Here is a 23437-nt window from a genome sequence, read left to right as displayed (position 1 = left end):
GGCGGTTGCTATCGCTGGCAAGCCAGCGATAAGGCCATCACCTGCATCGCAAAACCCGGCTCAATCTTGCGTTCGATAATCGCCCAAAAACCGCTTTCCCCAATTGAAACACCGCCTCCGCGCCCCGCACCATTCATCCCACAAAACCAATAACATCAGGTTCGACACCATGCCCCCGCGCCCTGCCCTGTCCGGCTGATCACTGCCGCTTATTCCGAAATCTGCAAGCCAATGCCCGCCGCGAAAAGCGCCGGCACCGGACTCCGTTCGCCCCAAAAAAATAACAAGAGAAACTGCAATGACCCACCCAACTGCGCCGTACGCATTCCCCGGCCTGATCGCCCTGGCACTGGCTTGCGCGGCTTTGCCCGTTGCGGCTGAAGAAGCCGGTTTTGTCGAAGGGGCCAAGGTCAATCTGAACCTGCGCAACTTCTACATCAACCGCAACTTCACCAACCCGACCAAGGCTCAGGGCAGGGCTGAAGAGTGGACGCAAAGCTTCATCCTCGACGCCAGATCCGGCTTCACCCAAGGCACCGTCGGCTTCGGCATGGACGTGCTCGGGCTGTATTCGCTGAAGCTCGATGGCGGCAAAGGCACTGGCGGCACGCAACTGTTGCCGCTGGATCATGACGGTCGCCCGGCGGACAACTTCGGCCGCACCAACGTCGCGTTCAAGGCGAAGCTGTCGCAGACCGAAGTGAAGGTCGGCGAATGGATGCCGGTACTGCCGATCCTGCGTTCGGACGACGGTCGCTCGCTGCCGCAAACCTTCCGCGGCGGCCAGATCACGTCGAAAGAAATCGACGGCCTGACCCTGTACGGCGGCCAGTTCCGCGCCAACAGCCCGCGCGACGACAGCAGCATGAGCGACATGTCGATGACCGGCAAAGCGGCGTTCACCTCTGATCGCTTCAACTTCCAGGGTGGTGAATACGCTTTCAACGAAAAACGCACGCAGATCGGTCTGTGGAATGCCGAGCTCAAGGACATCTACAGCCAGCAATACATCAATCTGATCCACAGCCAGCCACTGGGCGAATGGACCCTGGGCGCCAACCTCGGTTTTTTCTACGGCAAAGACGACGGCAGCGCGCGCGCCGGGGATCTCGACAACAAGACCTGGTCCGCATTGTTCTCGGCAAAATATGGCGGCAGCACCTTCTATGTCGGCCTGCAAAAACTCACCGGCGACAGCGCGTGGATGCGCGTCAACGGCACCAGCGGCGGCACCCTGGCCAACGACAGCTACAACGCCAGCTACGACAATGCGCAGGAACGTTCCTGGCAGGTCCGCCACGACTACAACTTCGTCGCCCTCGGCGTCCCCGGCCTGACGCTGATGAACCGCTACATCAGCGGCGATAACGTACACACCGGGACCATCACCGACGGCAAGGAGTGGGGCCGCGAATCGGAACTGGGCTACACCGTGCAGAGCGGCACGCTCAAGGACCTGAACGTCAGATGGCGCAATTCGACCATGCGCCGGGATTTCAGCAATAACGAGTTTGATGAGAACCGGTTGATCGTCAGCTATCCGATCAGTTTGCTCTAACCTCGCCTCGTCAGGAGCGGCGGCATGCTGCGATCTTTTGATCCTGAAAAACAAGATCAAAAGATCGCAGCGTGCCGCAGCGCCTACAAAAAAAACCGCATCAGGACGCCACCCGTCAGGTCGGGTGGAGCTTTCTTTGCTGGCGAGTAGAGTTGAAAAACCTGAAGGACTCAGGCGTACAACCCTACCCACTTCCGTTATCTGTTGTAGTTGGTCCCCAAGACTTGAGCCAAGTTGTCACGCAAGACACTGCTGATCACCGGAGGACCACCTCATGATCGCTCGACTCAAAACGGCACCCGACTGGGATGCCAAGGCTTACCAGCAGTTTTCCCGTCTCAGGCAACGCCCGGCCAACGAATTGCTCGACCGTGTCGACCTGCAAACCCCACAGCGTATTTACGACCTTGGTTGCGGCACGGGCATTGCCACTCGGTTGTTGGCCGAGCGCTGGCCAAACGCACAACTGCAGGGAATCGACAGCTCGCAGCAAATGCTTGAACAAGCCAGCTGCCTGCCGATCAACGCATCGTGGCAACACTGCGACGTGCTCGACTGGCGACCCGAACAACCTGCTGACCTGCTCTTCGCAGCGGCGGTTCTGCATTTCATCAACGGTCATGAAACCTTACTGCCGAACCTGCTGGGTCTGCTCAATGATGGAGGGTGCCTGGCGGCGCACATGCCGGACTGGCGCGATGCATTGTGGTATCGACTGATGCTCGACACCCTCGCCGATGCCGGCCCCGGCAACACGCCACTGGGCACACCGCAACTGCGTCAGCGCATGGCCGCGCGGCCCTTGCTGTCACTTGAGGATTACTACCGTTTGCTCGCACCGCTGACCGCGTCGCTGGACATCTGGGAGACCGAGCAATTACAGGTGGTTGACGGCAAGTCGCCGGTGTATGACTGGATAAAAGTTTCGGCGCTAAGGCCGGTGATGCAGGCGCTGACGTCGCAGGAACAGGCGCGCTTCATTTATCACTTTCTGATGCGGGTGCATGCGCATTATCCGCAGGAGGAAAACGGGCACACGCTGTTTCCGTTCAAGCGAATATTCATTGTGGCCACAGTCTGAAGATCAAAAGATCGCAGCCTTCGGCAGCTCCTACAATATGCAATGCAATCCCCTGTAGGAGCCGCCGAAGGCTGCGATCTTTTCAAACCAGACAATCACTCCCGGGATTCAACGCCCAGCTCATCCCAGACCGACTCAGCCAGATGAAAAGTCGCGTTCGCCGCTGGAATCCCGCAGTAGATCGCGCTCTGCATGATCACTTCCTTGATCTCGCCACGACTCACGCCGTTATTGGCCGCCGCGCGCAGGTGCAGTTTCAGTTCGCCCTCGCGGTTCATGCCGATCAGCATGGCGATGGTGATCAGGCTGCGGGTATGCCGAGGCAAACCTGGGCGGGTCCAGATGTCGCCCCAGGCGTGGCGGGTGATCATCTCCTGAAATTCCGAGTTGAACTCGGTCAGTGTGGTCAGGCTGCGATCGACATGCGCGTCGCCCAACACTGCGCGGCGGACCTGCATGCCTTCGTCGTAACGTTGTTTCTCGTCCACAAAAACTTCCTCACTGAGCCTGTAAAAACGTCAAAACGCGATCGCTGAAAGCGATACCTGCCTGCACGTTTGAAAGATGCGCCGCGTAGAACTCGGCGTACTCGGCACCGCGCACATGCTCCTGAATGAAGTGGCCACCGGACGGCGGCGTTACCGCATCTTCGGTACCGGCGATCACCAGTAGCGGCAGGTTGATCGACGCCAGTTGATCGCGGAAATCGGCATCACGCACCGCCGCGCAATTGGCCGCATAACCTTCTGGCGAAGTCGCCGCGAGCATGTCGGTAATCTGCTTGGCCGCCGCCGGATGGGCTTGGGAAAAGTTAGGGGTAAACCAGCGGGCAATCGACGCATCGCGCAGCGCAACCATTGCTGGAGCACCGTCACGCAGGACGGTTTCAATGCGCGGGTTCCACACTGACGGATCGCCGATTTTCGCTGCCGTGTTGCACACGATCAGTTTGTGCAGCCGATGCCCGGCATTGATCCCCAACCACTGACCGATCAACCCGCCCATCGATAACCCGCAGAAATGCGCGCGCTCGATGTGCAGCGCATCCAGCAGCCCGAGCACGTCGTGGCCCAGTTGCTCGATGCTGTACGGCCCCGGCGTCACCAACGACTTGCCGTGCCCGCGGGTGTCGAAACGCAGCACGCGAAAGTGCTCGGTGAATGCCGGCATCTGCACGTCCCACATGTGCAGGTCGGTGCCCAGAGAGTTGGACAGCACCAGCACCGGCGCATCGACCGGGCCTTGAATTTGATAGTGCAGTTCGCCATCGGCGAGTTGAACGAAAGCCACAGCCCTCTCCTTCAGACAGTCAAAGCGTTGTGTTCGGCCACCGCTCGCTCGACCCAGACCTGCGCCTGACCGAGGTAATGGGCGGGGTTCAAGAGATTATCCAGTTCAGCGCTGCTCAATTGCGCAGTGACCTGCGGTTCGTCACCGAGCACGGCGCGCAACTGGCGCTGTTCGGCCACGGCACGTTTGCAGCATTGTTCGAGCAAGTGATGCGCCGTGTCGCGGCCAACCCGTTGTGCGAGCACGATGCTCACCGCTTCGGCCAGCACCAGCCCTTGGGTCAGATCGAGGTTGCGCGCCATGCGTGCGGCGTCTACCTCCAGGCCATCAGCCAACAGGCGCGCCTGTTGCAGTGAGCCCGAGACGAGGCAGCAGATTTCCGGCAAGGTTTCCCATTCGGCATGCCACAGACCGAGGCTGCGCTCGTGCTCCTGCGGCATGGCGCTAAACAACGTCGACACCAGCCCCGGCACTCGCGTGGCGGCGCCGATCAACACGGCGGCGCCGACCGGATTGCGCTTGTGCGGCATGGTTGACGAACCGCCCTTGCCCGGTGCCGAAGGCTCGAAAACCTCCGCCGCCTCGGTCTGCATCAACAGACTGATGTCGCGGCCAAGTTTGCCGAGGCTGCCGGCGATCAAACCCAGTACCGCACCGAACTCCACCACGCGATCACGCTGGGTGTGCCACGGCTGTTCCGGCAAGGTCAGTTGCAGTTCTTCGGCCAAGGCCTGGGCAATCGGCAATGCTTGTTCGCCCAATGCCGCGAGGGTGCCCGACGCTCCGCCGAATTGCAGCACCAGCAAACGGGGTTTCAGCTCGCGCAAACGCTGGCGGCTGCGGGTCACGGCGCCGAGCCATCCGGCGATTTTCATGCCCAGAGTCACCGGTGTCGCGTGTTGCAACCACGTGCGCCCGGCCATTGGCGTTGCCGCGTGGCGCTGAGCCTGCGCAGCAAGAGAATCGGCCAGTTGCGCCAGATCGCTTTCGATCAGATCCAGCGCCTGACGCAATTGCAGGACCAACCCGGTATCCATCACGTCCTGACTGGTCGCGCCCAGATGCACATACCGCTCGGCCTCGGCGTCGGTTGCGGCAATCTGCTTGCCCAACGCCTTGACCAGTGGAATCGCCGAATTGCCCGCCGTGGCAATCGCCTCGCCCAGCGCTGCGAAGTCATAGCGGTCGGCGCGACAGGCATTCTCGATGGGCGCAACAGCGCTCGCCGGAATCAAACCCACCCGCGCCTCGGCCCGAGCCAGCGCCGCTTCGACGTCGAGCATCGCCTGCACGCGGCCCTGATCGCAGAACACCTCGCGCATATCGCGGGCGGTGAAGTAGGCATCGAACAATTGATCGCCCGGTCGCTGAGTCATAAACAGTCCTTGCCGGCGCGGGCCATCGCGGCCCGCGCACATGGGGTTACAGATCGTGGTGCAAATATTTCGCCTGCTTCGGCAACCGCAGGCTGAACAGGAAGGCCACCGCCATCATCGCCGTGACATACCAATAGAAGACGTTTTCCATGCCGCCAGCCTTGAGGCTCAGCGCAACGAATTCCGCCGAACCACCGAAGATCGCGTTCGCCACCGCATACGCCAGGCCGACGCCGAGGGCGCGGACTTCCGGCGGGAACATTTCGGCTTTCACCAGACCACTGATCGAGGTGTAGAAACTGACGATGGCCAGCGCCACGGTGATCAGCACGAACGCCAGGAACGGACTGCTGACAACCTTCAGACTGAGCAAGATCGGCACCGTGAACAACGTACCGAGGGCGCCGAACCAGAGCATCGAACTGCGTCGGCCGATCTTGTCGGCGAGCATGCCGAACAGCGGCTGCATGCACATATAAAGGAACAGCGCGCCGGTCATGATGTAGCTCGCGGTCTTGGCGTGCATGCCGGCGGTGTTCACCAGGTATTTCTGCATGTACGTGGTGAACGTGTAGAAAATCAGCGAACCACCGGCGGTGTAGCCAAGCACGGTGATGAACGCGGCTTTGTGATCGCGGAACAATGCGCGGATGCTGCCGGCGTCCTTGTTTTCGCGCATTTCCTTGCTGGTGGTTTCTTTCAGCGAACGGCGCAGGAACAGCGAAATCAGCGCCGCCACCGCACCGACCACAAACGGAATCCGCCAGCCGTAGGCACGCAGGTCGTCTTCAGTGAGGAACTGTTGCAGCACCACCACCAGCGACACCGCCAGCAATTGCCCGCCGATCAGCGTCACGTACTGGAACGAGGCAAAAAAACCGCGCTGGCCCTTGAGCGCAACTTCGCTCATGTAGGTCGCGGTGGTGCCGTACTCGCCGCCGACCGACAGGCCTTGCAGCAGACGTGCGAACAGCAACAGCACCGGCGCCCAGACGCCGATGTCCTTGTAAGTCGGCAGGCAGGCGATGAGCAACGAACCGAAGCACATCATCAGAATCGAGATCAGCATCGAGTTCTTGCGGCCGTGCTTGTCCGCCACCCGGCCAAAAATCCAGCCGCCAATCGGCCGCATCAGGAAGCCTGCGGCGAACACGCCAGCGGTGTTGACCAGTTGTACGGTGGGATTGTCGGAGGGGAAAAACGCCGGGGCGAAATAGATCGCGCAGAAGGCGTAGACGTAGAAGTCGAACCATTCGACGAGGTTGCCGGACGAAGCGCCGACAATCGCGAAGATGCGCTTGCTGCGCTCTTCGCCGGTGTAATGGGCGGTCTGGGTTGTCATTATTTTTCACTCAATAGGGACAGTCAGAGTCTAGACACACTTTGCAACAGTCCCGTTCCACAAGCTGGAACATCAAAAGATCGCAGCCTTCGGCAGTTCCTACAGAAAGCACATTCCAAATGCAGGAGCTGCCTAAGGCTGCGATCTTTTGCTCTTGATCTCAATAATCGAAGAACACCGTCTCGGCATCAGTGCCCTGCAAAATCACATTCCACTGATAAACCCCCGACGCATCCGGTTTGGCCAGCAACGTCGCACGACGTTCGGCCGGCACGCATTCGAGCAGCGGATCAGCAACGTTGGCCGGCTCACCCTCAAAGTAGATCCGCGTCAGCAAGTGCTTCACCAACCCGCGTGCAAACACCAGCACCACCAGATGCGGCGCCTGGGTCGAGCCCTTCAGGCCCTCAACCGTACCCGGTTTGATCGTGGTGAAACGGAAGCGCCCCTGCGCATCCACCGGCACCCGGCCAAACCCTTCGAAATGCGGATCGAGGGGTTTGGCCTGCTCGTCTTCCGGGTGGTCGTACTTGCCAGCGGCATTCGCCTGCCACACTTCAAGCATGGCGTCGTTGACGACATCGCCGTTGCCGTCCACCACTTGACCGGTGATCGCCACGCGCTCGCCGAGGGTTTGTTCATTGGCGAGGTTTTCGCGGTTCAGCCAGGTCAGGCCGATGTGGTAATACGGCCCGACGGTGTGGGACGTGGTCGCAGTCAGCGTCATCTTATTTCTCCATCGGCGTGGCTTCACGCCCGCGCAGCACGATGTCCCAGCGATAACCGAGGGCGTAGGACGGAATGGTTTTCTCCAGATCGAAACTGGCGATCAGACGTTCCTTGGCCGACGTATCTGGCACGCAGTTGTAGATCGGGTCATAGGCCAGCAGCGGATCGCCGGGGAAATACATCTGCGTGACGAGTCGGGTGAGAATGCTCGGCCCGAACAGCGAAAAGTGGATGTGCGCCGGCCGCCAGGCATTGTGATGGTTGCCCCACGGATAGGCGCCAGGCTTGATGGTCTGGAACTGATACCAGCCGTCGGCATCGGTCACGGTGCGGCCGGTGCCGGTGAAGTTCGGGTCCAGCGGCGCGTCGTGCAGATCGCGCTTGTGGTTGTAACGGCCGGCGGCGTTGGCCTGCCAGATCTCCACCAGAATCCCCGGCACCGGCAAGCCGTTTTCGTCGAGCACACGGCCATGGATGATGATGCGCTCGCCCTGCGGCTCGCCGTCGTGTTGGGCGGTCAGGTCGTTGTCCTTCTCGGCAACACGCTCGGCGCCGATGGTCGGACCGGTGATTTCCGACAGCGAATGCGGCAGAAACACCAACGGCTTGGACGGCGAGCGCAGATTGGTGGATTGATACGTCGGGTGCAGGTACTCAGGCTGGGTGCCTTCCTGCGGGCGACGGTAACCAGGCTTGTCAGACATTTCGATTTCCTCTGTTCTTCTTCGTCACGGCTGCGTCAGACGCGTTCGATGGCCAACGCCAGACCTTGGCCAACTCCGACGCACATGGTCGCCAGACCTTTCTTGCCACCGGTCTTTTCCAGCTGATGCAGGGCAGTCAGCACCAGCCGTGCACCGCTCATGCCCAACGGGTGCCCCAAGGCAATCGCGCCGCCGTTCGGGTTGACCTGCGCGGCATCGTCCGCCAGCCCTAATTCACGCAGCACTGCCAGGCCTTGGCTGGCGAAGGCTTCGTTGAGTTCGATCACATCAAAATCACCGACCGCCAGACCAAGGCGCTCGATGAGTTTGCGCACCGCCGGCACCGGGCCGATGCCCATCACCCGTGGCGCTACGCCGGCACTGGCCATGCCCAGCACTCTGGCGCGGGCAGTTAGGCCGTGTTTTTTCACCGCGTCAGCCGAGGCCAGAATCAGCGCGGCCGCGCCGTCGTTGACCCCGGAGGCATTGCCGGCGGTGACGGTTTTGTCCGGGCCGTTGACCGGTTTCAGTTTGCTCAGCGCTTCAATCGTGGTGTCGGCACGCGGATGTTCATCCTGGCTGACCACGGTTTCGCCCTTCTTGTGCGCAATCCGCACCTCGACGATTTCTTCGGCGAAGTAGCCGGCTGCCTGCGCGGCCGCAGTACGTTGCTGACTGCGCAGGGCGAAAGCGTCCTGATCCTCGCGGGAAATTTCATAGTCATCGGCGACGTTGTCGGCAGTCTGCGGCATCGCATCGACGCCGTACTGCGCCTTCATCAACGGGTTGATAAAACGCCAACCGATGGTGGTGTCTTCCAGTTTCATGTTGCGCGAAAACGCCGCGTCAGCCTTGCCCATCACAAACGGCGCGCGGGACATCGACTCTACGCCGCCGGCAATCGCCAGCTCCATTTCGCCGCTGGCGATAGCACGGAACGCGGTACCAATCGCATCCATGCCCGAAGCGCAGAGGCGATTGAGGGTCACGCCCGGCACGGTTTCCGGCAGGCCCGCCAGCAGCAACGCCATGCGCGCGACGTTGCGGTTGTCTTCGCCGGCCTGGTTGGCGCAACCGAGGAACACCTCGTCGATTGCGTTCCAGTCCACCGATGGATTGCGCTCCATCAGCGCCTTGATCGGCACAGCAGCCAGATCGTCGGCGCGCACGGCGGCCAGACCACCGCCGAAACGGCCAATGGGGGTGCGAATCGCGTCGCAGATATAAACGTCACGCATCATGCTTCTCCCGGTGCCTGACCGTGGGCCGCCGCGGTGCGCGCTTCGAGATCGCGCAGCGCGGTCAGTTCGACTTCGCTCGGTTCGGCAGTGGTGGCGACATTGTCGGCAAAACGGATGGCCCAACCGGTGGCGGCGATCACTTGCTCGCGGGTCACGCCCGGATGCAGCGCGGTGACCACGAACTCATGGGTGCCCTCTTCCGGCTCCATGGTGCACAGGTCGGTGATGATGCCGACCGGGCCAGCGCCCGGCAGGCCCAGGCGTTTGCGCGAATCACCGCCCTCGCCATGACCGACCGAAGTGATGAAATCGAGCTTGTCGACAAACGAACGCGCCGACTGTTTAAGGATGATCAGCACGCTTTTCGCCGAACCGGCAATCTCTGGCGCGCCACCGGCACCCGGCAGACGCACTTTCGGCGCGTGGTAGTCGCCCACCACGGTGGTGTTGATATTGCCGAAGCGGTCGACCTGCGCCGCGCCGAGAAAACCGACGTCGATGCGTCCGCCCTGCAACCAATAGCGAAAAATCTCACCGGTCGGCACCACGGTGTCAGCGGTTTCCGCCAACTCGCCGTCACCGATGGACAGCGGCAACACGCTTGGCTTGGCGCCAATCGGGCCCGATTCGTAGATCAGCACCACATCTGGCGACGAGGTCAGGCGTGCGAGGTTGGCAGCCTTGGAGGGCAGGCCGATGCCGACGAAACACACCGAGCCGTTCTTCAGGCGACGGGCCGCGGCGACGGTCATCATTTCATTGGTGGTGTAAGTCATTACTTGGCCTCCGAAGCAGCGGCCAACTTGGCCTGGAATTCGCTGAAATCAGCGCTGCCATGGATGTATTCGTTGATCCACGCAGTAAACGTCTCACGGTCGCGGGCGATCGGGTCCCACGCCTGATAGAAACGGTTATCGCGCTCGTTGTAACCGTGGGCGTAGGACGGATGCGCGCCACCGGGCACATGGCAAACCGCACTCAGGGCCCAGGTCGGCAGAACACAGGAATTCATCGGGGCATTAAGGTCATCGACAATTTCTTCGACGGTGACGATGCAGCGCTTGGCGGCCAGTGCGGCTTCCTTCTGCACACCGAGAATGCCCCACAGCAGCACGTTGCCTTTGCGGTCGGCTTTCTGCGCGTGGACTACCGTGACGTCCGGGCGCACCGATGGCACCGCCGCCAATACTTCACCGGTGAACGGGCAAGTGACGGACTTGATCAGCGGATTGACCTTGGGCAAATCGGAACCGGCGTAGGCGCGCAGCACCGCGAACGGCAGGCCTGAAGCGCCAGCCACATAGGCATTGGCCAGGTCGGCGTGGCTGTGTTCTTCGATTTCCAGTGGCTGCGGCCATTGCTTCTCGACCGCATCGCGCAGACGGTGCAGCGAACCCACACCCGGATTTCCGCCCCAAGAGAAAATCAGTTTGCGCGCACAGCCGGCACCGATCAGTTGGTCGTAGATCAGGTCAGGCGTCATCCGCACCAGCGTCAGATCTTTCTTGCCCTGACGAATGATTTCATGACCCGCCGCCGTAGGGATCAGGTGAGTGAAGCCTTCGAGCGCAACGGTGTCGCCGTCGTTGACGAATTGCTTCACCGCGTCGTGCAGCGAAAGGATCTCAGCCATGGAGCGGGCTCCCGTTTTTGTAGTAGATCGCCAGTGATAAAAAGGCGCGAGGTTCAGCGCCGGAGTCACTGAAGATTAAGCCTGTGAAAATCACCAAACAATCCGATAATCGACTGAGTGTTCGTTTATCGAACAGATTGTTGTCAGCCTATCAATCAGATCAAAAGCTTCGTCGGAGCGCCGCCCGGAGCAGGCTCGCTCCCACAATTTGAAATGCATTCCATTGTGGGAGCGAGCCTGCTCGCGAAGGGGGCGGAACCTTCAACGAATATTCCTACGCTGAAACTCAAGTCGCATCCGCATGACTGACCATGCCCTTGATCACGACAGCAGCAGTCGCCAACGCCGCCGGAATCACCAATGCCGTCAACACCTGCTCAAAATTCCAGCCCAATCCGAGCAACGTCGCGCCCATCCACGCCCCGAGAATCGCGCCAAAGCGGCCGATCCCGAGCATCCACGACACACCGGTCGCCCGGCCCTGGGTTGGATAGAACCGCGCCGCCAGTGACGGCATTGCCGATTGCGCGCCGTTGACGCACATCCCCGCCACCAGCACCAGCGTCGCCAGCAGCGTGATGTTGCCCAGGCTCTGCCCCACCGCGTAGGCAAACACCCCGGCCAACAGGTAAAAAGTGCCGATGACCTTGTGCGGATTGAACCGGTCCATCGCCCAGCCTACGCCGACCGCGCTCAACACCCCGCCGAACTGGAACAGCGCACCGATGAACGCTGCCTGCTCCATGCTCGCGCCGCTGTCACGCATCAGCGTCGGCAGCCAACTGGTCAGCAAATAGACGATCACAAGGCCCATGAAATAGGTCAGCCACAACAATAAGGTGCCGGTGCTGTAGGTGCCGGAGAAGATCACCGCAAACACGTTGCGTGCCTTGACGGTTTTCTGTTCCGGCACGCTGAAGCTTGAGGCCTGGGCGACGGTAACCGGATCGATTGGCGCCAGCGTCTTGCGCACTTTGTCAGTGCCACGGTTGCGCACCACCAGATAGCGCGCCGATTCCGGCAGCCAGAACACCAGCACCACGGTGAGAATCAGCGGCAGAATTCCGCCGATCAGCAACAGGCTGTGCCAGCCGAACGCCGGGATCAGCTTCGCCGAAATGAACCCGCCACCGGCCATGCCGAGGTTGAAGCCGCAGAACATGCTGGTCACCAACAACGACTTCTTGCGCTCCGGGGTGTATTCCGAGAGCAGCGTAGTGGCGTTGGGCATACCGGCGCCCAGGCCCAACCCGGTGAGGAAACGCAGGACCAAAAGCTCTTCGATGTTGGTGGCGTAGGCCGACGCCAGGCTAAATGCGCCGAACAGAAATACCGCGCCGACCAGCACGACTTTGCGTCCGAAGCGGTCTGCCAGAGGTCCGGAACCGAGTGCGCCGAAGACCATGCCGATCAACGCGGCGCTCATCACGGGGCCGAGGCTGGCGCGATCAATACCCCAATCCTGCGACAACGCCGGGGCAATAAAGCCCATCGCTGCGGTGTCGAGGCCATCGAGAAACACAATCAGGAAACACAGGATCACCACCCGCCACTGATAGCGAGAGATCGGTTGAGCATTGATGAAGGTCTGCACGTCGAGGCAGTTACCCACAGCGGACTGAGGCTGGTTCATTATTTTTATTCCACGCAAAAAACGCAGTCGAACGGCGGCCGGCCAGAGAGCGGCACAGGCACAAGAATAGAAGGTCGGGATCAGGCGTTGCGTTGAATCCGGCAACAGCGATCAGTGCGGAGACAGTCTGGGAGCGTGCGCATGGTGAGTTGCCTCTTGTCATTATTATGGGAGTCGGCAGTCCGGCGAGCTCATTCACATCAGCGCCGGATGACGCTGCCGCGACATTAATGATCCAGGGGTTTTAGCGTCAATTCGATAAACGCAACACTGTGCGTTTATCGAACAGCTTCATCAGGCAAACAGTTGCGCACTGAGGTCGCGACTGGCGCTGAGCAGGCCCGGCAGAAAGCGCTGTTCCAGCTCGGTGCGGCTGACACGACCGGCGTGGGTGCTGACGTTGAGCGCCGCCACCACTTGGCCGGAAGCGTCGTAAACCGGTACGGCAATCGAGCGCAGGCCTTGTTCCAGTTCCTGATCGACAATGCACCAGCCCTGCTGCCGCACTTGCTGCAAACATTCGAGCAAGGCGTCCGGGGTGTGGATCGTGCGGCTGGTCTTGGCAACGAGTTCGGCGTGGTCGAGGTATTCACCTAACGACGTGTCGTCCAGCGCCGCCAGCAGAATCCGCCCCATCGACGTGCAATATGCCGGCAGGCGCCCGCCCACCGACAGATCCACCGAGATCAAACGCTGGGTGGTCGCCGAACGGGCGATGTACAGAATGTCATCGCCCTCCAGCGTGGCCATGTTGCAGGCTTCGTGCAGTTGCTCGCTCATGCGGTCGAGGTAGGGCTGGGCGGACACGGCCAGCGGCGTCGACGACAGATAAGCGTGGCCGAGGGTCAGCACTTTGGGCAGCAACGAGTAGGTGCGACCGTCCGTGGTGGCGTAGCCGAGTTTGATCAAGGTGTGCAGGCAACGGCGCACGGCAGCGCGGGGGATTTCCGTGCGATGACTGATCTGGGCGATGGTCAGGTGCCGTTTGCGCTCCTGAAATGCCTGAACCACCGCCAGGCCACGGGCCAGCGAGGTCATGAAATCCGGATCCCCCGTCAGCGCCTGAATGCGCTTGGCCGGCGAGGCGACGATCGGCGGCGCCACGGAAGTGAAGGAGTTGCGCATTTGATCGTTCATTTCAGGTCCTTATCCGGCACGGATCGATGGCTATACAAGCGGCTCGCGGCGGGATGCACAAGGGTAGCGACGCGAAGATTGGGCGATTATCGAACCGCCGACCGATTATCGCAATTGATCAGGTAGCGTTTGCCTGACCTCACGTGACGTTTGCTGACTTCGTCGGCACATTGAATTTTCGTCTGAGTTGCTCGACTAAATGACGTCAAAAACAGATCACTTGGCAAATAACGGTCTGTGCGCAGTTCAACTAGCGATAAAAGTTGCGAGTAACAAAACGATCACACATCCGGAACCGTTTTTAACTTGGCAAAGATAGTCATTCCCGAATCGACCGCTATAATGCACCTCAGTGGGACCCCGTTCTCAAATACCGGGGTCGTCACCCGCTGAAGCGATGTCCATCGCTGTCGGCCCCGGCCAGCGCCTGGCACTTATTGTCAATGTAATGCCAACGCTCGCTGAAACTGGAAACTGATGCTGCGTCAGTTTTAATCTGGTGCCGTAGCCGCCTGTTAGACGCAAGTCTTGATCGTCTTGCCGATCCCAGCAACGCCTGTTCAGGTGTTGGTCTTCGGTAGATTGCTCAATCGATTCGTTGCAGTGCGTTTCACCAGACATTTAACTCAACTCATACAGGTAGCACTGTGACGAAAGACGAACTGCGCGCGGAACTTGAGCGCCAGGAACAACGTTACAAGGAAGTTTACGGCGGGGAAGTCACCACCTACGCCGCTCAGCCAGAACCAGAACGCAAGGCGTGGCGCAAGCGCCCCACCGTTCAGGATCAGGTCTTCAAGCAGGAAATCGAAAAGATCGAAAAGGAACTCAAAGCCGAAGAGCCATGAGCCAACCGGTTTTGATATTCGAGGGTCAGTGCGCACCGTTTACAAGCGCGGTGTGACGACGATGCCCTGTGCGCCCGCTATCCGCGGGCAGCAGCCATTACCCCGTCCTACAGGGTGATAGGAAGCTTCTTACAGGTTTCATTTATATTTCAGACAAGCGTATGAGCCCGTGTTTTATCGGTCAAAAGCCCCGCCATCACTGGCCTTTCCCAATAAATTCAGTAACTTGAAAGACCCTGCGCGCCGCTTGGTTTTAATGCGCTGCAACAAATTAATTCGAATAAGAGTGTTACTGATTAGCAGGTAGGGCATCGATTTCGAGACTTTTCTGGCATAATCGCGCCCCCTTACGACCGGGTCAGAAAACCTTCATGATCGATTTATTCAGCGGACTGGATGCTTGGGTGCTTGTGAGCCTCCTGCTCGCCCTGACATTCGTCCTCGCCTTCGAGTTCATCAATGGATTTCATGACACCGCTAACGCGGTAGCCACTGTTATCTACACCAAAGCCATGCCGCCTCACCTGGCGGTGTTCTTTTCCGGCGTGTTCAACTTCCTCGGCGTTCTGCTGGGTGGCGTTGGCGTGGCGTATGCCATTGTCCATTTGCTGCCGGTTGAGCTGCTGATCAATGTGAACACCGGCCACGGGCTGGCGATGGTGTTCTCGTTGCTCGCCGCGGCAATCGCCTGGAACCTTGGCACCTGGTACTTCGGTATCCCGGCCTCCAGCTCGCACACCCTGATCGGTTCGATCCTCGGTGTCGGCCTGGCCAACGCCCTGATCAACGACATTCCGTTGGCCGATGGTGTGAACTGGCAGAAGGCGATCGACATCGGCGCCTCGCTGGTGTTCTCGCCAATGGCCGGCTTCCTGATCGCGGCGCTGGTGCTGATCGGTCTGAAATGGTGGCGCCCGCTGTCGAAGATGCACAAGACGCCGGAACAACGCCGCAAGCTCGACGACAAGAAGCACCCACCGTTCTGGAATCGTCTGGTTCTGGTGATCTCGGCCATGGCTGTAAGCTTCGTGCACGGTTCCAACGATGGTCAGAAAGGCATCGGCCTGATCATGCTGGTGCTGATCGGTATCGTACCTGCGCAGTTCGTCCTCGACCTGAACAGCACCACCTACCAGATCGAACGCACCCGCGACGCGACGCTGCACCTGAGCCAGTTCTACCAGCGCAACAGCGATTCGCTGGGTGAATTCCTGGCTTTGGGCAAGAGCGTGGAAGGCGACCTGCCGGAGAAATTCCGCTGCAACCCGCAGCAGACCGAACCGACCATCACCGCCCTGTTGCACACACTCAAAGGTGTTGCGGACTATCGCTCGCTGTCTTCCGAAAGCCGTATTGAAGTCCGTCGCTACCTGCTGTGCCTGGACGACACTGCGAAGAAAGTCGGCAAGTTGCCTGGTCTGGAACCACGCGAAAAGGCTGACCTCGACAAACTGCGCAAAGACCTGACCACCACCACCGAATACGCCCCGTTCTGGGTGATTCTGGCGGTCGCTCTGGCCCTCGGCCTGGGCACCATGGTCGGCTGGAAACGCGTAGTACTGACCATCGGCGAGAAGATCGGCAAGCAAGGCATGACCTACTCGCAAGGCATGTCGGCGCAGATCACTACCGCGACCCTGATCGGTATGGCCAACATCTTCAGCCTGCCGGTGTCCACCACCCACGTCCTCTCCTCGGGCGTGGCCGGTACCATGGTCGCCAACAAGAGCGGCCTGCAAGGCGGTACGGTTCGCACCATCCTGCTGGCCTGGGTACTGACCCTGCCAGCGACCGTGGCACTGTCCGCCGGGTTGTTCTGGCTGGCGTCCAAGGCGTTGGGTAGCTGATAGATAGCTGGAAATGAAAAAGGCGCGATTCGAAAGGATCGCGCCTTTTTTTGGTTTGGGATTTGGGGCCATATCCTTGGCTGCGGTGATGGCTGCCTAGGGTTTCGCCCTTAACCTAAAAGGCTTTGCCCCGGCGCACGGCCTGCGAAGGCGCAGCAAATCAAGAGCCCCTCACCCTAACCCTCTCCCGGAGGGAGAGGGGACTGAACGAGTTGTTTGGTAGAAGGATGCCGGACTGGGATTCCGAGTCGAATATAAGTTTTCTAACCAACAGAAATTGGCCCCCTCTCCCTCGGGAGAGGGCTGGGCGGGCGGCGTTCCGATGAGGGGCAAATTCACCTCAAAACCAAAGCCGACCGCATGCTCTCCCACCACTCAACACAATGAGCGTTAGCTCGAGTGCAGCTCTTGATCTTGATCTGGAAGCCCGTCGGAAGGCTGAGTGGAGGGATTCATCCGGGGAGAACATCGAAAGGAGGTGCAGCGAAGCAAACCGGAATCGATGCCCCGGATGAACCCGGAGCGAAGGAACCCCGAGCCCCAGCGAGCGGGCCGAACGTCAGGGCAAAGCCTTTTTGGTTATTTTTTCGCTGGGCCGGCACCCCGGCGTCTGGAAAAAGTGACCCGCCGTAAGGGCGGAACCCTAAGCAGCCATAACCGCAGCAACGGATATAAACCCAAAACCCCAACAACCTGGTCGGCCCACAGGCCGCCAAGGCAAAAAAAAAGGGCAACCGAAGTCGCCCAAAATGCCTTGCGTGCTCATCAATCCAGAAGAATCACTTCTTGCGCTTATTCGCATCCTTCCAGATAAAAAATCCAAACCCTGCAAAAAACAGAACCATGAGGCCGACAGTCAGCACTCCGGCAAAAACCACGTTATCGAAAAACATGACTGGCCTCCTGAACCTGCTCTGCTGCGATGGAACTAAGTTAACCAAACACGCAGGCGCAATAATTGACCAGGATCAAGTCCGGCCAACACAGAACGCAAAGGAGGGGAAATAACTGACATGCATCAACGGATGCAGGAGGAGATCAACGCTTTTTCGGCTTGTTCTTCGATTTTTTCTTCGACTTCCCCAATGGCATTGCCTGCTCGAAGGCATTGCGCACTTCGTTCAAGCGCTTCTCTTTGATGTCATGTACGCGCTTGGCACGCTCGGAATTGAGGTCGATCAGTTTGTCGTCTTGGCTCATGGCAACATACATCGCTAAAAATAATCACAACTGCCGCGACAACGGCAGGACTGCGCCAATAATGCAGCCTGACGCCAGCGCTGACCAGTCGCCAGCACCAACGCTCTAGAACATTTCATGTAAACGACGAATATCAGATCTCGATATCGACCCACAAACCCTGACGCGGCTGATCTTCCATCAGCGGCACGACGGGCACGGTGTTGTCGGCATTGAGTTCATCGCCGGGCACGGCGAGGTGTTCTTCAGGGTCTTCATCGGCTTCGCGGCGACGGCGATCACGCTCCTGCTGGCGACGCTGTTCTTCGCGCAGCAGCAAACCGTCCTCTTCAGGATCACGCTTTTGCAGATCGATCGTGCTTTCGTTCGAGCTTTCCTGCACCGGCACTACAGGAGGAATGTCCGGTCGCTGACGAATCGGATCCTGCTGGGAAGTAACTGGCACAACGCTCAAGGGGAGCATCGGTGGCAACATATAAGAGGTCTCCTGTCAGCAGGCTATCGGCTGCGGCGAAGGTGCCTTGAGCCACTGGTCGCAAACTTGTGACAGGGTTGGCACTCACTGGTGCCCCACAACCTTCGCAAACTGACAGATGACCGCATTAGGCGTGCTACACGCTTGTGGCTAAAAACTTGCCGCTGCGCCTAATCCTTTGGCCCTGAAGCCTGCATTCCGTTAAGATAGCCCGCTTTTTCAAGGTGGGAGTCAGGCAGCATGGCGCAGCAGTATCAACCGGGGCAACGCTGGATCAGTGACAGCGAAGCAGAGCTTGGTTTAGGCACCGTTCTGGCACAGGATGGCCGCTTGTTGACCGTGCTTTACCCGGCCACTGGCGAAACCCGCCAGTACGCGCTACGGAATGCGCCCCTCACCCGCGTGCGGTTCTCGCCCGGTGACAGCATTACCCACTTCGAAGGCTGGAAGATGACTGTCCAGCAAGTCGACGACGTCGATGGCCTGATGGTCTATCACGGCCTCAACGCGCAGAACGAAGCCGTCACCCTGCCGGAAACCCAGCTGTCGAACTTCATTCAGTTCCGTCTGGCCAGCGACCGTCTGTTCGCCGGGCAGATCGACCCGTTGGCGTGGTTCTCCCTGCGTTACAACACCCTCGAACACACCAGCCGCCAGTTGCAATCTGCGCTTTGGGGTCTGGGCGGCGTGCGCGCGCAACCGATCGCGCACCAGTTGCACATCGCCCGTGAAGTCGCCGACCGCATCGCGCCACGCGTATTGCTGGCGGATGAAGTGGGCCTGGGTAAAACCATCGAAGCCGGTCTGGTGATCCATCGCCAACTGCTCTCGGGCCGTGCCAATCGCGTGCTGATCCTGGTGCCGGAAAACCTTCAGCACCAGTGGCTGGTGGAGATGCGCCGCCGCTTCAACCTGCAAGTTGCGCTGTTCGACGAAGAACGCTTCATCGAAAGCGATGCCGCCAACCCGTTCGAAGACACCCAACTGGCGCTGGTTGCGCTGGAGTGGCTGGTCGAAGACGAGAAAGCCCAGGACGCGCTGTTCGCCGCCGGTTGGGACTTGCTGGTGGTCGACGAAGCGCACCACCTGGTCTGGCACGAAGAGAAGGCCAGCCCCGAGTATTCGCTGGTTGAGCAACTGGCCGAAGTGATTCCTGGCGTGTTGCTGCTCACCGCGACCCCGGAACAACTGGGTCAGGACAGCCACTTCGCCCGTCTGCGCCTGCTCGATCCGAACCGTTTCCATGACCTGGCCGCCTTCCGCGCCGAGAGCGAAAACTATCGCCCGGTGGCTGAAGCCGTTCAGGAGCTGCTGGACAAAGGGCGCCTGTCGCCTGAAGCTCACAAGACCATCCACGGTTTCCTCGGCAACGAAGGCGAAGCCCTGCTGACCGCGGTCAACGATGGCGACACCGAAGCCAGTGCCCGCCTCGTGCGTGAACTGCTCGACCGCCATGGCACCGGCCGCGTGCTGTTCCGTAACACCCGCGCCGCCGTGCAGGGGTTCCCGGAACGCAATCTGCACCCGTACCCGTTGCCGTGCCCGGACGAATACCTCGAACTGCCGCTGGGCGACCACGCCGAGCTGTATCCGGAAGTCAGCTTCCAGGCGCAGCCGGATGCGAATGAAGAAGAGCGCTGGTGGAAATTCGACCCACGCGTCGAGTGGCTGATCGATCAGCTGAAAATGCTCAAGCGCACCAAAGTGCTGGTGATCTGTGCCCACGCCGAAACCGCGATGGACCTGGAAGACGCCCTGCGCGTACGCTCCGGCATCCCGGCCACGGTGTTCCATGAAGGCATGAACATCCTTGAGCGCGACCGCGCCGCCGCCTACTTCGCCGACGAAGAGTTTGGCGCGCAGGTACTGATCTGTTCCGAAATCGGCAGTGAAGGTCGCAACTTCCAGTTCGCTCACCATTTGGTGCTGTTCGATCTGCCGGCGCACCCGGACTTGCTGGAACAGCGTATCGGTCGTCTCGACCGGATCGGTCAGAAGCACATCATCGAACTGCACGTGCCGTACCTGGAAACCAGCCCGCAAGAGCGTCTGTTCCAGTGGTATCACGAAGCGTTGAATGCGTTCCTCAACACGTGCCCGACCGGCAACGCCCTGCAGCATCAGTTTGGCCCGCGCCTGCTGCCGCTGCTCGAAGAAGCCGACGACAGCGAGTGGCAAGCGCTGATCGACGAGGCGCGCACCGAGCGCGAGCGTCTGGAACAGGAGCTGCACACCGGTCGCGACCGCCTGCTGGAACTCAACTCCGGCGGTTCGGGCGAAGGCGATCAGCTGGTTGAGGACATCCTTGAGCAAGACGATCAGTTCGCCCTGCCGATCTACATGGAAACCCTGTTCGATGCGTTTGGCATCGACAGCGAAGACCATTCGGAAAACGCCCTGATCCTCAAGCCAAGCGAGAAGATGCTCGACGCCAGTTTCCCGCTGGGCGACGACGAAGGCGTGACCATCACTTACGACCGCGCCCAGGCGCTGTCGCGCGAAGACATGCAGTTCATCACCTGGGAACACCCGATGGTGCAGGGCGGCATGGATCTGGTGCTGTCCGGCTCGATGGGCAACACCGCCGTCGCGCTGATCAAGAACAAAGCGCTGAAACCGGGCACCGTGTTGCTGGAACTGCTCTACGTCAGCGAAGTGGTTGCCCCGCGTTCGCTGCAACTGGGCCGTTACCTGCCGCCGGCCGCCCTGCGCTGCCTGCTGGATGCCAACGGCAACGACTTGTCGTCACGCGTTTCGTTCGAGACGCTGAACGATCAGCTCGAAAGCGTGCCACGTGCCAGCGCCAACAAGTTCATCCAGGCCCAGCGCGATCAGCTGACGCCACGGATCAACGCCGGTGAAGAGAAGATCACCCCGCGTCACGCCGAGCGCGTGGCCGAGGCCCGTCGCCGTCTGGCGGCCGACACCGACGAAGAACTGGCGCGCCTGACCGCGCTGCAAGCGGTCAACCCGACCGTACGTGACAGCGAACTGGTTGCGTTGCGCGAGCAGCGTGAGCAGGGCCTGGCGATGCTGGATAAAGCGGCGTTGCGCCTGGAAGCGATCCGGGTATTGGTGGCGGGTTAAACCGCCCTGCTTCACCGGTGAAAAACAAAAAGGCCCGCAGCGATGCGGGCCTTTTTGGTTGCCTGTTATTTGGCCAGTGATGCTAATGGCCCTTTCGCGATCAGGCTCGCTCCCACAGTGATGGAGTCGCCCACAAATCATGTGATCACCTCAGGACCTGTGGGAGCTGGCTTGCCAGCGATAGCGGTTATGCAGTCGCTACTGCAACATCAGGCTCAACCACAGCCACCAACCCCTCTTTCATCCGCTGCGCATCGCGCACAAAACACCGCGCCGCCAAAAACAGAAACACCATGGTCAGGAACAGCGCCACCGGAATCAGGTACATCGCGTCATGCAGCCCGACAGCCTTGAACGCTTCGGTCATCTGCTGCGCCCCAGCTGCCAACATCGCCGTGTGCGCGAAATGATCCGACAACCCGCCTACCACCACCGGTCCCAATCCTCCGCCCAGCAAATACAAACCGGCAAAGAACAACGCCATCGCCGTGGCCCGCAGGCGCGGTTCGACCACGTCCTGAATCGCCGTGTACACGCAAGTGTAGAAGTTGTAGGCAAACAGCCAACCCAGGCTGAACACCGCAACAAACAGACCTATCTCGATCCGTCCGGCGTGCAGCGCCCACGCCGTGCACAATGTCGAAATGATCAGGCTGAATGCCGCAAACAACAGACGTCCGTTAGCCACCCGCTGGTGGATTTTGTCGGCAATCCAGCCGCCGAGGGTCAAACCGATCAGCCCGGTCACGCCGACGATCACACCGGTCGCCACCGCCGCTTCCTGCAACGGCATCAGGAAATAACGCTGCAGCATCGGCACCAGAAACGAATTGCAGGCATAAGTGGCAAAGTTGAAGCACAGCCCCGCCATCACCAGCCACAGGAAGGTCGGCACAGCGAGGATCCGGCGGATCGGCTTGTCGACTTTCTCCTGGGACACCTGCACGCTTTCCGCCGCCCCGCGCTTGGGTTCCTTGATGAAAAACATGAACACCGCCAGCAACAAGCCCGGCACGGCGGCGATAAAGAAGGGTGCGCGCCAGCTGTCGAACGCCTTGACCATCCAGCCGATGGTGAAGAACGCCAGTAGCAACCCCAGCGGCAGCCCCAGCATGAAGATGCCCATGGCCCGCGCCCGGCGATGAGCCGGGAACAGATCGCCGATCAACGAGTTGGCGGCCGGCGCATAGCTGGCCTCACCAATGCCGATGCCCATGCGCACGATCAGGAAACTCCAGAAACTGCCGACCAGCCCGTTGACGGCGGTCAACGCACTCCATGTCGCCAGCCCCCAACCCATCAGTTTGCTGCGTGAACCCGTATCAGCCATGCGCCCAAGCGGCAACCCGGCGATCGCGTAAACAATGGTGAATGCCGTACCGACGATGCCCAGCTGAAAGTCGCTGAGGTGCCATTCCATGCGGATCGGTTCGATGATGATCGCCGGGATGGTGCGGTCGAAGAAGTTGAACAGGTTGGCGAGGAACAGCAGGAACAGAATGCGCCAGGCATTCGCCGCTTGGGTCGAGTTCTGCATGGGTCCGTCTCTTTATTGTTATAGGGCTTCACTGCCAACGCATCCGAGCCCGGAACCTGCAATCTAGTCAGCGCTGTGGCGGCTGTCTGTGATCATTCGTCTGCCTGATATAGGGCCATGTCACTGTAACGAAACGTAAGTCCTTGATAAGTCTGCAATCCCCGTAAATTCGGGGCTTTTGCAGCAAAACCTTGCCATAAAAAAATAGTTTCAAGCCCCCCTTCCCATTGCCGTTGCGAAGCCTAGAATGGCCGCCGGATCCGTCCGGATCTCCCGATCAATCCCTTTGATACCCTCCCCAATGTCCGAAGTCAGTCCGTGTCTGAATTGCGGTGCCTGCTGTTCCCATTTTCGCGTGTCTTTTTTCTGGGGTGAATGTGCTTCGTCCGGGGGTACAGTGCCCGATGAGCTGGTGGCTCAAATCTCTCCCAGCCGGGTAGCGATGAACGGCACCGACTGCAAATCGCCTCGATGCACCGCATTGGAGGGTGACGTTGGCAGCACCGTGAGCTGTTCGATTTATGACAAACGCTCCAGTACCTGCCGTGAATTCGAGTCGTCTTGGGAAAACGGCGAGCAAAATGTCGATTGCGACAAGGCGCGCGCCCGTTTCGGACTGCCTCCTCTACAACCGGACTGGGCCGAAATCCCCTTTGAAAAGAGCGCCTGACCCTTAGCGCCAATCGCTATGACGCTAATGCCGAAATCATTAGCGCCAA

Annotated in this window: 21 protein-coding genes; 6 read left to right on the top strand and 15 right to left on the bottom strand. The window is 60.0% G+C overall.

The annotated features are described in order from the left end of the window. The first annotated feature begins 298 nt into the window (after positions 1–298). Both H8B20_RS01140 and H8B20_RS01135 read left to right on the top strand, forming a co-directional pair. On the top strand, positions 299–1558 hold the full coding sequence (locus H8B20_RS01140) for an OprD family porin (protein WP_210622127.1): 1260 nt from the start codon (positions 299–301) through the stop codon (positions 1556–1558). Between the two features lie 274 nt (positions 1559–1832). Beyond that, positions 1833–2639 (top strand): methyltransferase domain-containing protein, encoded by an 807-nt coding sequence (locus H8B20_RS01135; RefSeq protein WP_210622126.1) that lies wholly within the window; start codon positions 1833–1835, stop codon positions 2637–2639. 95 nt (positions 2640–2734) lie between these two features. Here the strand turns inward: H8B20_RS01135 and pcaC are convergent, their stop codons facing one another. From pcaC to pcaR, 11 genes are all read right to left on the bottom strand, one after another. Further along, complete coding sequence (gene pcaC / locus H8B20_RS01130; protein ID WP_007917093.1) at positions 2735–3127, bottom strand: 4-carboxymuconolactone decarboxylase; 393 nt, start codon at positions 3125–3127, stop codon at positions 2735–2737. Positions 3128–3137: 10 nt separating this feature from the next. Then, positions 3138–3929 carry a 3-oxoadipate enol-lactonase gene (gene pcaD / locus H8B20_RS01125; protein ID WP_210622125.1) on the bottom strand — a complete coding sequence of 264 codons (792 nt, stop codon included), beginning with the start codon at positions 3927–3929 and terminating at the stop codon, positions 3138–3140. 11 nt (positions 3930–3940) lie between these two features. Further along, on the bottom strand, positions 3941–5305 hold the full coding sequence (locus tag H8B20_RS01120) for a 3-carboxy-cis,cis-muconate cycloisomerase (protein WP_210622124.1): 1365 nt from the start codon (positions 5303–5305) through the stop codon (positions 3941–3943). 46 nt (positions 5306–5351) lie between these two features. Continuing rightward, complete coding sequence (locus H8B20_RS01115; protein ID WP_042558009.1) at positions 5352–6647, bottom strand: MFS family transporter; 1296 nt, start codon at positions 6645–6647, stop codon at positions 5352–5354. Positions 6648–6807: 160 nt separating this feature from the next. Then, positions 6808–7374, bottom strand: a complete 567-nt coding sequence (gene pcaG, locus H8B20_RS01110) for a protocatechuate 3,4-dioxygenase subunit alpha (RefSeq protein WP_047300034.1) — start codon at positions 7372–7374, stop codon at positions 6808–6810. A 1-nt stretch (position 7375) separates the two neighbouring features. Further along, a complete protein-coding gene (pcaH, locus tag H8B20_RS01105) occupies positions 7376–8080 on the bottom strand; it encodes a protocatechuate 3,4-dioxygenase subunit beta (protein WP_042558007.1) in 705 nt (234 codons plus the stop codon). A 35-nt stretch (positions 8081–8115) separates the two neighbouring features. Beyond that, positions 8116–9321, bottom strand: coding sequence for a 3-oxoadipyl-CoA thiolase (gene pcaF, locus H8B20_RS01100; protein WP_210622123.1), 1206 nt, complete (start codon positions 9319–9321; stop codon positions 8116–8118). Beyond that, entirely contained in the window at positions 9318–10097 is a 780-nt protein-coding gene (locus H8B20_RS01095) for a CoA-transferase subunit beta (protein ID WP_047300032.1), read from the bottom strand. The genes pcaF and H8B20_RS01095 overlap by 4 nt, the downstream gene beginning before the upstream one ends. Beyond that, positions 10097–10954: a CoA transferase subunit A gene (locus tag H8B20_RS01090; RefSeq protein WP_210622122.1), complete on the bottom strand. Its 858-nt coding sequence runs from the start codon at positions 10952–10954 to the stop codon at positions 10097–10099. Before H8B20_RS01090 ends, H8B20_RS01095 begins: the two co-directional genes overlap by 1 nt. Before the next feature lie 286 nt (positions 10955–11240). Beyond that, positions 11241–12587 (bottom strand): 4-hydroxybenzoate transporter PcaK, encoded by a 1347-nt coding sequence (gene pcaK / locus H8B20_RS01085; protein ID WP_047300030.1) that lies wholly within the window; start codon positions 12585–12587, stop codon positions 11241–11243. 294 nt (positions 12588–12881) lie between these two features. After that, complete coding sequence (pcaR, locus tag H8B20_RS01080; RefSeq protein WP_042558002.1) at positions 12882–13724, bottom strand: pca regulon transcriptional regulator PcaR; 843 nt, start codon at positions 13722–13724, stop codon at positions 12882–12884. A gap of 647 nt (positions 13725–14371) precedes the next feature. Between pcaR and H8B20_RS01075 the strand changes: the two genes are divergently transcribed. Next, on the top strand, positions 14372–14572 hold the full coding sequence (locus H8B20_RS01075; protein ID WP_008080067.1) for a hypothetical protein: 201 nt from the start codon (positions 14372–14374) through the stop codon (positions 14570–14572). Positions 14573–14943: 371 nt separating this feature from the next. Next, positions 14944–16419, top strand: a complete 1476-nt coding sequence (locus H8B20_RS01070) for an inorganic phosphate transporter (RefSeq protein ID WP_047300029.1) — start codon at positions 14944–14946, stop codon at positions 16417–16419. Positions 16420–17198: 779 nt separating this feature from the next. Here the strand turns inward: H8B20_RS01070 and ccoM are convergent. The 3 genes from ccoM to H8B20_RS01060 all read right to left on the bottom strand — a co-directional run bounded on the left by ccoM (position 17199) and on the right by H8B20_RS01060 (position 18094). Beyond that, a complete protein-coding gene (gene ccoM / locus H8B20_RS28105) occupies positions 17199–17312 on the bottom strand; it encodes a cytochrome c oxidase subunit CcoM (RefSeq protein ID WP_003222396.1) in 114 nt (37 codons plus the stop codon). Between the two features lie 145 nt (positions 17313–17457). Continuing rightward, positions 17458–17619: a hypothetical protein gene (locus H8B20_RS01065; RefSeq protein ID WP_210622121.1), complete on the bottom strand. Its 162-nt coding sequence runs from the start codon at positions 17617–17619 to the stop codon at positions 17458–17460. Positions 17620–17752: 133 nt separating this feature from the next. Next, positions 17753–18094, bottom strand: a complete 342-nt coding sequence (locus H8B20_RS01060) for a hypothetical protein (protein WP_042558000.1) — start codon at positions 18092–18094, stop codon at positions 17753–17755. A 240-nt stretch (positions 18095–18334) separates the two neighbouring features. Between H8B20_RS01060 and rapA the strand changes: the two genes are divergently transcribed. Continuing rightward, positions 18335–21181, top strand: a complete 2847-nt coding sequence (gene rapA, locus H8B20_RS01055; protein ID WP_210622120.1) for an RNA polymerase-associated protein RapA — start codon at positions 18335–18337, stop codon at positions 21179–21181. 187 nt (positions 21182–21368) lie between these two features. Here the strand turns inward: rapA and H8B20_RS01050 are convergent, their stop codons facing one another. After that, a complete protein-coding gene (locus H8B20_RS01050; RefSeq protein WP_042557998.1) occupies positions 21369–22718 on the bottom strand; it encodes a spinster family MFS transporter in 1350 nt (449 codons plus the stop codon). Positions 22719–23019: 301 nt separating this feature from the next. Here H8B20_RS01050 and H8B20_RS01045 point away from each other — a divergent pair, with 301 nt between their 5' ends. After that, positions 23020–23388 (top strand): YkgJ family cysteine cluster protein, encoded by a 369-nt coding sequence (locus H8B20_RS01045; RefSeq protein ID WP_210622119.1) that lies wholly within the window; start codon positions 23020–23022, stop codon positions 23386–23388. Positions 23389–23437 lie beyond the last annotated feature (49 nt).

The organism is Pseudomonas sp. P42, assembly GCF_017973755.1.
Classification (GTDB): domain Bacteria; phylum Pseudomonadota; class Gammaproteobacteria; order Pseudomonadales; family Pseudomonadaceae; genus Aquipseudomonas; species Aquipseudomonas iridis.
The sequence above is the reverse complement of the archived record's forward strand: the minus strand, read 5'-3'. Positions and strand labels throughout refer to the sequence as shown.